Genomic DNA, 9,302 nt, shown 5'->3' with positions numbered 1-9,302 from the left:
GCGGCGAGGCGGTCGGCGAGCAGCCGCTGCGCCGGGCCGGTCCGCGCGGCCGGCGGGCCGCCGGGCGGCCGCCGTGGTGAGTACCTCATGACACCGCCGCCCCCGTCCCGTCGGGCCCGTCGGCGCCGTGCCCGACGAGCCGGGCGAGCGGCCGGCGCGGCATCCGCGCCAGTGCCTCCAGGACGGCCCGCTCGGGCACGTCGTGGACCAGTTCCGCGCCCGCCGGGCCGTCCAGGACGAAGGCCAGCCCGCTCAGGGCCTTCTTGTCCCGCCGCATCAGCTCGACCAGTTCGCCCGGCCGCACGCCCTCGGGCAGCGCGCCGGGCAGGCCGTAGGAGGCGACGACCGCCCGGTGCTCGTCCACCCGGGCGGGGTCGATCCGGTCCAGGACGCCCGCGAGCAGGCCCGCGAAGACCGTGCCGACGGCGACCGCCTCGCCGTGGCGCAGCGCGAAGTCGGTGGCCACCTCCAGGGCGTGGCCCAGGGTGTGGCCGTAGTTGAGCAGGTGCCGCAGTCCGGTGTCGCGTTCGTCGGCCGAGACGATGCCGGCCTTGAGCGTCACGCTGGCGGCGATCCGGTCCGCCAGGGCCAGCGGGCGCAGGTCGCCGGCGCCGATGAAGTGGCACCGGGCGATCTCGCCGAGGCCGTTGAGCATCTCGCGGTGCGGCAGCGTCGCCAGGTAGTCGGTGTCGCAGAGCACCGCGGCGGGCTGCCAGTAGGCGCCCACCAGGTTCTTGCCGGACGGCAGGTTGACCGCCGTCTTGCCGCCGACGCTGGCGTCCACCTGGGCCAGCAGCGTGGTCGGCAGGTGCACGACGGGCACCCCGCGGTGGTAGAGGGCCGCCGCCAGGCCGACCACGTCGGTGGTGGTGCCGCCGCCGCAGGAGACCACGGCGTCGGAGCGGGTCAGCCCGAACCGCACGAACTCCGCGCAGAGCGCCTCGACGGTGGCGAGGTTCTTGTCCGGCTCGCCGTCCCGGGCGGGCAGCAGCAGGGTCTCGACACCGGTGTCGGGCACCCACTGGGCGGGGCGCGCCGACACCACCGCCACCCGCCGGGCACCGAGCCCCCGGATCACCTCGGCCAGCGAGGAGCGCACTCCCGGGCCGATGAGCACGTCGTACGAACGGTCGCCGATGCGCACCGGAACTTGTTCTCTCACGCCGCTTCAACCTGTCCTGTAGAACGTCGAACGCCGACTCTTCGGTGGTGCGCCCGCGGTGGGGCCCCTGCTCCGGTGCCGCCCGGGCCCGGATCCGCGCCCGGGGCCCCGGCGGCGGTCGGCCGCCGGGATCCCGGGCGTGCGCTGGACGTGCCCGGCCGTTACTGGCCGGTGGTCACCCGCAGGATGCGGGCCTCGGCCCGCTCCTTGCGGTCGTGCTCGTCGAGCTGCGGGTAGGACGGGCAGCCGAAGACCCGCTGGAACGGCGCGAAGGTGTCCCACTCCGGGCGCCGGCGCATCTCCTGGGCGACGGCGTTGTGCTCGCTCCAGAAGTCGCCGCCGATCAGCCGGATCAGGTAGCGCTCCAGCGCGTCGCGGGAGGTGGTCCGGCCGGCGTCGGCGGCCACCGAGACCAGCTCGCCGTCGTAGAAGGCGTGGATCAGCCGGATGTAGGTGTCGTACCCGGTCTTGAAGTAGTTCGAGTACTCCTCGATCAGCGCGTCGGCGTCCGCCGGGGACTTCAGCGCCGCGTCGAGGGTCTCGGCGGCGCGGGTGGCGGTGGCGGTCGCGACCAGCACGCCGCCGGAGAACATCGGGTCGCCGAAGCAGCCCGCGTCGCCGACCATCACCCAGCCGGGGCCGGTGACGGTGTCCGCGTGGTAGCAGTAGTCGGTCTCGATCTTGAGGTCCATGCTCGGCCGGGTGCCGGTGAGCCGCGCGGTGATCCGCGGCACCCGGTTCAGGTGCTCGTCGAACGCCGCCTCCGGCGAGCCCGCCGCCCGGAAGGTGTCCCGCGGCATGACGGTGCCGACGCTGATGACCTCCTTGGAGATCGGGATCGCCCACACCCAGCCGTCGTTGTGCGCGCCGACCTGGATGTCGCCCTCGGCCCCGAGGTTGTGCTTCTCGTCGAGGCCCTCGTAGTGCCGGAACACCCCGACCATCCGGAGCTTCTCCAGCGTCTTGCGGAGCCCGAACTTGTTGGCGATCCGCCCGGACCGGCCGCTGGCGTCGATCACGTAGGTCGCCCGGACCTCGTGCTCCTCGCCGTCCTTCTCGTAGCTGACGCCGACCATCCGGTCGCCCTCCATCAGCAGTTCCTTGACGCCGGCGCCCAGGTGGACCTCGGCGCCCGCCTTGGCCGCCTCCTCGACGAGCATCGCGTCGAACCGGGCCCGCTCGACCTGGAAGGCGCGGTCGAAGCGCCCCTCGCCCTGCTTGCTGAAGTCCGCGCGGAAGACGCCCGAGAAGAACTTCTTCTCCGTCGGGTCGATGAATTCGCCACCGAACTTCGGGACGTATCCGCGGGATTCCAGCGCCTCGCGCAGGCCGATCCGGTCGAAAAGCCCCATCATGTAGGGCAGCAGGGACTCACCGATGTGGAAGCGCGGAAACTCGTCGCGCTCCAGGAGCACCACGGAATGACCCTGCTTGGCCAGGACAAAGGCGCTGACCGCGCCGGCCGGGCCGCCGCCGATGACAACCACATCGGCCGAGTTCTTCGCCATTGGATTCCCTTCCAGAATTGTCGTACATCGTCTGCGAATGGTGCTGCCGGGAGTGCTCCCGCCGGTGTTCCCGCGGGTTCTCCCGGCGGTGTTCCCGCCGGTCAGGGGAGGTCCCCGGACACGATCGCGCCGACGAGCACGCGGTGCTCGTCGTCGTCGACGACGGTGCGCACCCGCTCCCGTCCGTCCCGGACCGTCAGGTGCCGGCGGCCCTTCAGGACGGCCTGGCCGTCCTCGAACGCCCGGCCGTAGAGGACGCCCTGCATGTCCCCCTCGGGGGGCGGCGCAGGGTTCTCCCGGGCGCGGTCCTCCAGTGCCTTCCAGTCGCTCCACCGCCGGGGCAGCAGCTTGAAGGTGTAGACCACGCTCCAGCGGGTCACCCGCCCCCGGCGCTGCAGCGCCGTCTCACCGTCGCCCCGGTCCACCAGCCGGTACTGGCAGCCGTACTGGGTCTGCACCGCGTCGGTGACGAGCAGCGGTTCGAGGTAGGACGGCCCCGGGTAGCCCACGTCGACCAGCCACTCGGCGCCGTCCAGCGCCACCCGGACGAACATGTGCTCGATCTCGGTGCCGAAGTTCTCCCTGCCCTCGGCGGTACTGGCCGCCATCAGGGAGACCTCGTAGCCGAGGGTGCCGAGCAGCCGGAAGAACAGCCGGTTCAGCTGGAAGCAGGTACCGCCCCGTCCCTCGACGACGGCCGTCTCGAACACGGCGTCCTCGTCGAGGTCGACGAGGTTGATGCCGTCGGTGAAGTCCTGGGCGGCGATGTTGTACGGGATCGCCATGAGATGCCGCTTGTGCAGGGTGCGCAGCGTCTCGATGTCCACGCGCGTCTGCCCGGCGCAACCGATGCGCCGGAGGTAGGCGTCCGCGTCGAACACGTCGTCATCTCCTCTCTCGTCCGCGAGCCGGATCAGGGCCCGCTCGTTCGGGGCCGTTCAGTGGGGCGTTCGTCGGGTCGTTCATCGGGGTCGTTCATCGGCTTGTCCGCCGGGCCGCTCGCCGGGCCGCTCCGGGGCTGCGGCAGGGGCCCGGCCGTGGCGGCTCAGACCGAGATGGCCGTGACACCCCCCGTGCCGTCGCCGAACATGCGCTCTTGCATGTGCGCGACAATCATCCCCGGCGTCGGGTGATCGAAAACAAGACCGGCCGAGAGCTTCGCCCCCATCAGTTCGCCCAGCCGGTTGCGCAGTTCGAGCGCGGTCAGCGAGTCGAAGCCGATCTCGAAGAGGCCCTGGTCCACGTCGATGTGGTGGGACGCGCTGTAGCCGAGGACGACGGCGACCTGGGCCCGGACCACGTCCAGCAGGAGCGCCGCGCGCTCCGCGCCGGGCAGCCCGGCCAGCCGCTCGGCCAGCTTGCGCCGCTCGTCCCCCGAGACCGCGGCCCGGGCCAGCTGCCGGCTCGCGCGCACCAGCCCGCGCAGCAGCGGCGGTGCCTCGCGCCCGGCCGCGGCGTCGGCGCGCAGCGCACGCAGGTCCAGCTTGGCCGGCACCAGCAGCGCCCGGTCACCGCGCAGCGCGGTGTCGAACAGCTCCATGCCCTCGGCCGGGGTCATGCCCAGCAGACCGCCGCGCCGGTTCAGCCGGCTGCGGGTGAGGTCGTCGGTGCCGGCCGCCATGCCGGTCTCCTGCTCCCACAGGCCCCAGGCCAGCGACAGCGCCGGCAGACCGGCCGCCCGGCGCCGGGCCATCAGCCCGTCCATGTAGGCGTTCGCCGCCGCGTAGGCGCCGGTGCCCGCGCCAAGGAACACCGCCGACACCGACGAGTAGACCACGAACGCGTCCAACTCCGGGGCCAGTTCGCGGGTCAGCTCGTCCAGGTGCCGGGTCGCGGTCACCTTGGCCGCGAACACCCGCTCCAGCCGCTCCCGGTCGACCTCGCCGATAACGCCCGCGTCGAACAGGCCCGCGGCGTGCAGTACCGCGGTCAGCCGGCGGCCGTCGCGCTGGACGGCGGCGAGCAGCTCCGCCACCGCGTCCCGGTCGGTCACGTCACAGGCCGGCACCGCCACCGACTCGGCGCCCAGCGCGTACAGCTCGGCCACCAACTCCCGCGCGCCCTCAGCCTCCAGGCCCCGCCGGCTGGTCAGCACCAGATGCCGGATCCCGTGCTCGGTCACCAGGTGCCGGGCCAGCACCGCACCCAGCGACCCGGTACCACCGGTGACCAGCACCGTCCCCGCCCGGTCCAGCACCGGCTCCGCCCGGTCGACGGCGCCGGCCCGGGCGAGCCGGGGCACGTGGAGCGCCGCACCGCGCACCGCGACCTGCGGCTCGCCGACGGCCAGCACCGGCCCCAGCAGCGGCTCGACCTCCGACAGGTCGGACGCGTCGGTGTCCAGCAGCACGATCCGGTCCGGGTTCTCCGCCTGCGCCGCGCGGACCAAACCCCAGACGGCGGCGCCGGCCGGGTCCGTCACCGTGGCGTCGCCGCCGGCGGGCACCGCGCCCCTGGTCACCACCACCAGCCGGGTCTCCTCCAGCCCGGCGCCGGCCAGCCAGGTCTGGACGACCTCCAGCACCCGGTCCGTCACGTCCAGCGGGGTGTCCGCGTCGCCGCCGGTGACCGCCTCCAGGATCGCCGTCTCAGGGACGGCCGCCCCGGAGAGCGCGTCCTCCGCGAGGGTGGCCACCTCCTCGGCGGTGGACAGCCGTACCCAGGACGGCGAACCGGCGGCCCCGTCCGGGAGCACCTCCGTCCAGTCCACCCGGAACAGCGAGTCACCGCCCGCACGGCCCGCCGCCGCGCCCAACTGCTCGGCGGACACCGGACGGAACACCAGCGAGTCGGCCGTCAGGACGGCGCCGCCGGCCTCGTCGACCGCCTCCAGCGAGAGCGCGTCGGGCGCCGGCTGGGCGACCCGCACCCGCAGCGACGAGGCGCCCGCGGCGTGCAGGACCAGGCCGTTCCAGGCGAACGGCAGCATCGTCCGGTGGTCGCCCGTGCTCAGGAAGGCCTTCGCGTGCAGGGCCGCGTCCAGCAGCGCCGGGTGGATGCCGAACCCGGCGGCGCTGCCCCGGTGGTCCTCCGGCAGGGCGATCTCGGCGAAGACCTCGTCACCGCGCCGCCAGGCCGCCCGCAGGCCCCGGAACACCGGCCCGTAGACGTAGTTGTGCTCCAGCAGACTGGCGTAGAACTCCTCGGGGCCGATCTCCACCCGCTCCGCGCCGGGCGGCGGCCAGGCGCTGAAGTCGAACCGGGACTCGGCCGCCCGGGCCGTGGCCGTCAGGACACCGGTGGCGTGCCGGGTCCACGGGTCGCCGACGGCCTCCTCGCGGGTCGAGTACACGGCGACCGTGCGGGCGCCGCCCTCGTCCGGACCGCCGACGGTGACCTGCACCCGGACGCCGCCCTGCTCGGGCAGGATCAGCGGGGCCTCGATCACCAGCTCGTCCAGCGTGCCGCAGCCGACCTCGTCACCGGCGCGGACGGCCAGCTCCACCAGGCCCGTCCCGGGCACCAGCACGACGTCGCCGACCGCGTGGTCGGCCAGCCAGGGATGGGTGCGCAGGGAGAGCCGGGAGGTGCACAGCACCCCGCCGGTCTCCGGCACCTCCACCACCGCGCCGAGCAGCGGGTGGTCGACCCCCGCCAGGCCCAGCGAGGTCGCGTCGGTGGCCGCCGCGGTCATCGGGAGCCAGTAGTGCTGGTGGTCGAAGGCGTAGGTCGGCAGGTCCACCTCGGCGCCACCGGCCGCGTCGGGCAGCACGCCCGTCCAGTCCACCGCCACACCGCGGACGAAGAGTTCGGCCATCGAAGCCAGCAGGCGGCGCGGGCCGCCCTCGTCCCGCCGCAGCGAACCGGACACCAGGACCTCGACCCCGGCCCCGTCGGCGACCTCGGTGATCGGCTGGGCCAGCACCGGGTGGGTACTGGCCTCCACGAACACCGTGTGGTCCTCGGCGAGCAGCGCGGCGACCGCCGGGCCGAAGCGGACCTGGCTCCGCAGGTTGCGGTACACGTAGCCGCCGTCGATCACGCCGGCCTCGCGGACCCATTCACCGGTCACCGTCGAGAAGAGCGGGACCAGCGGCGCCCGGCCGCGGATGTCCGCGAACGCCTGCGCCAGGACCTCCTCCAGGGCCTCGGCGTGCCGGGTGTGGGAGGCGAAGTCCACCGCGACCCGGCGCACCCGTACCCCGTCGGCGGCCAGCACCTCGACGGCCTCGTCCAGCACGTCGAGGTCACCGGCGACCACCACCGACGCGGGGCCGTTGACCACCGCGACCTCCAGCCGGCCCGCCCAGCGCTCCAACCGGGCCAGCGCCTCGGCCTCGGAGAGCGCCACCGAGGCCATCCCGCCGAGCCCGGCCAGCTGACCGGCGATCACCCGGCTGCGCACCGCGACGATCCGGGCCGCGTCCTCCAGGGAGAGCGCACCGGCCACGCAGGCCGCCGCGATCTCGCCCTGCGAGTGCCCCAGCACCGCGTCCGGGATCACCCCCACCGACGCCCAGACGGCGGCCAGTCCGACCATCACCGCGAAGCTCGCGGGCTGCACCACATCGGCCCGGTCCAGGACCTCGGCCGGCGCCTCGCCGCGCAGCACGTCCTCCAGCGACCAGTCCACCCAGGGGCCGAGCGCCCGGGCGCACTCGGCGATGCGCTCGGCGAACACCGGTGAGGTGTCCAGCAGTTCGCGGCCCATCCCGGCCCACTGCGCCCCCTGGCCGGGGAAGACCAGGACGAGCTTGCCCACCGTGCCCGCGGTGCCCGTCACCAGCCCGGCGGCGGACTCGCCCCGGGCCAGCGCGGCCAGCCCGGCCGACGCCTCCGCCGGGGACCCGGCCACCACCACCGCGCGCTCGGAGAGCAGCGCCCGCCGGGAGAGCAGCGCACCGGCCAGCGCCGCCGGGGCGGTCGCCCCGGCGAGCTCCGTCAGCCGCCCGCCCTGGGCCGCCAGCGAGGCGGCGTTCTTCGCCGAGACCACCAGCGGCACCACGGCGTCGGGGGCGGGCCCGGCCTCGGCCGGCTGCTCCTCGGGGGCCTGCTCCAGGATCACGTGCGCGTTGGTCCCGCTCAGGCCGAAGGAGGAGACCCCGGCCCGGCGCGGCCGGTCCACCTCGGGCCACTCCCGCGCCTCGGTCAGCAGCTCGACGGCGCCCGCCGTCCAGTCCACCTGCGAGGAGGGCGCGTCCACGTGCAGGGTCGCGGGCATCACGCCGTGCCGCAGCGCCTGCACCATCTTGATCACACCCGAGACACCCGCCGCCGCCTGGGCGTGGCCGATGTTGGACTTCAGCGAGCCCAGCCAGAGCGGGCGCTCCGGGTCACGGCCGCGACCGTAGGTGGCCAGCAGCGCCTGCGCCTCGATCGGGTCCCCCAGGACGGTGCCCGTGCCGTGGCCCTCGACCAGGTCCACATCGGCCGTCGACAGCCCGGCCGCCGCCAGCGCCTTGCGGATCACCCGCTGCTGGGAGGGGCCGTTCGGCGCGGTCAGACCGTTGGACGCGCCGTCCTGGTTCACCGCGGACCCGCGCAGCACCGCGAGCACCGGGTGGCCGTTGCGGCGGGCCTCGGAGAGCCGCTCCAGCACCACCACACCGGCGCCCTCGGCCCAGCCGGTGCCGTCGGCGGCGTCCGCGTAGGACTTGCAGCGGCCGTCCGTCGCCAGCGCCTTCTGCCGCGAGAACTCCATGAACATGCTCGGGCTGGACATCACCGTCGAACCGCCGGCCAGGGCCAGCGAGCACTCGCCCTGGCGCAGCGCCTGGGCGGCCAGGTGGATCGCCACCAGCGACGAGGAGCAGGCCGTGTCCACGGTGACCGCCGGGCCCTCGAAGCCGAACACGTAGGACACCCGGCCCGAGGCCACACTGGCGCCGGCGCCGGTCAGCGCGAAGCCGCCCAGCTCCGGCGGCACGCTGCCACCGGCGTAGTAGTCGACGCCCATGATGCCGTTGAACACCCCGACCTCGGTGCCCTTCAGCGAGCCCGGGTCGATGCCGGCCCGTTCCATCGCCTCCCAGGAGGTCTCCAGCAGCAGCCGCTGCTGCGGGTCCATCGCCAGCGCCTCACGCGGCGAGATCCCGAAGAAGGCCGGGTCGAACAGCGGTGCCTCGTGCAGGAAGCCGCCCTGGCTGACGTAGGAGGTGCCCTCGCTCTCCGGGTCGGCGTCGAACAGCTCGTCCAGGCCCCAGCCCCGGTCCGAGGGGAACAGCGACACGCCGTCCCGCCCCTCGGTGACCAGCCGCCACAGGTCCTCCGGGGTGGCCACCCCGCCGGGCAGCCGGCAGGCCATGCCGACGATCGCCACCGGATCGGCCGGATCGTGCACGGCCGCCGCCGGTACCACCGGGCCCGCCGCGACCGCCGTGCCGTCGAACTCGCCGTCCAGGTAGCGGGCCAGGGCGAGCGGGGTGGGGTAGTCGAAGACGGCCGTGGCGGGCAGGTTGAGGCCGGTGGCCTCGCGCAGCCGGTTGCGCAGCTCGACGGAGGTCAGCGAGTCGAAGCCGGCGTCCTTGAAGGCCCGCTCCGCCGCGACCTTCGCCGCACCCGCGTGGCCGAGCACCGACGCGACGTGCGTCCGGACCAGCTCCAGCAGCAGCGCCTCGCGCTCGGCCGCGGCCAGCCCGGCCAGCCGGCCGGCGAGTCCGCCGCCGGCGCCGGTCGCGGCGGCCCGCGCCGAC

Annotated in this window: 4 protein-coding genes; all 4 read right to left on the bottom strand. The window is 74.6% G+C overall.

Annotated elements, in window-relative coordinates:
- Positions 1 to 85 precede the first annotated feature (85 nt).
- Positions 86 to 1,162, bottom strand: a complete 1,077-nt coding sequence (locus ACFWA9_RS36250) for a 3-dehydroquinate synthase family protein (RefSeq protein WP_380393311.1) — start codon at positions 1,160 to 1,162, stop codon at positions 86 to 88.
- A gap of 161 nt (positions 1,163 to 1,323) precedes the next feature.
- On the bottom strand, positions 1,324 to 2,670 hold the full coding sequence (locus tag ACFWA9_RS36245; RefSeq protein ID WP_352296709.1) for an NAD(P)/FAD-dependent oxidoreductase: 1,347 nt from the start codon (positions 2,668 to 2,670) through the stop codon (positions 1,324 to 1,326).
- Between the two features lie 101 nt (positions 2,671 to 2,771).
- Positions 2,772 to 3,551, bottom strand: a complete 780-nt coding sequence (locus ACFWA9_RS36240) for an arylamine N-acetyltransferase (RefSeq protein ID WP_380393308.1) — start codon at positions 3,549 to 3,551, stop codon at positions 2,772 to 2,774.
- A 164-nt stretch (positions 3,552 to 3,715) separates the two neighbouring features.
- The coding region (locus ACFWA9_RS36235) for a type I polyketide synthase (RefSeq protein WP_380393305.1) at positions 3,716 to 9,302 on the bottom strand (5,587 nt) is incomplete at its 5' end.

The organism is Kitasatospora sp. NPDC059973 (assembly GCF_042737525.1).
Taxonomy (GTDB): Bacteria; Actinomycetota; Actinomycetes; order Streptomycetales; family Streptomycetaceae; genus Kitasatospora.
This window is presented reverse-complemented; position numbering and strand designations above follow the sequence as displayed.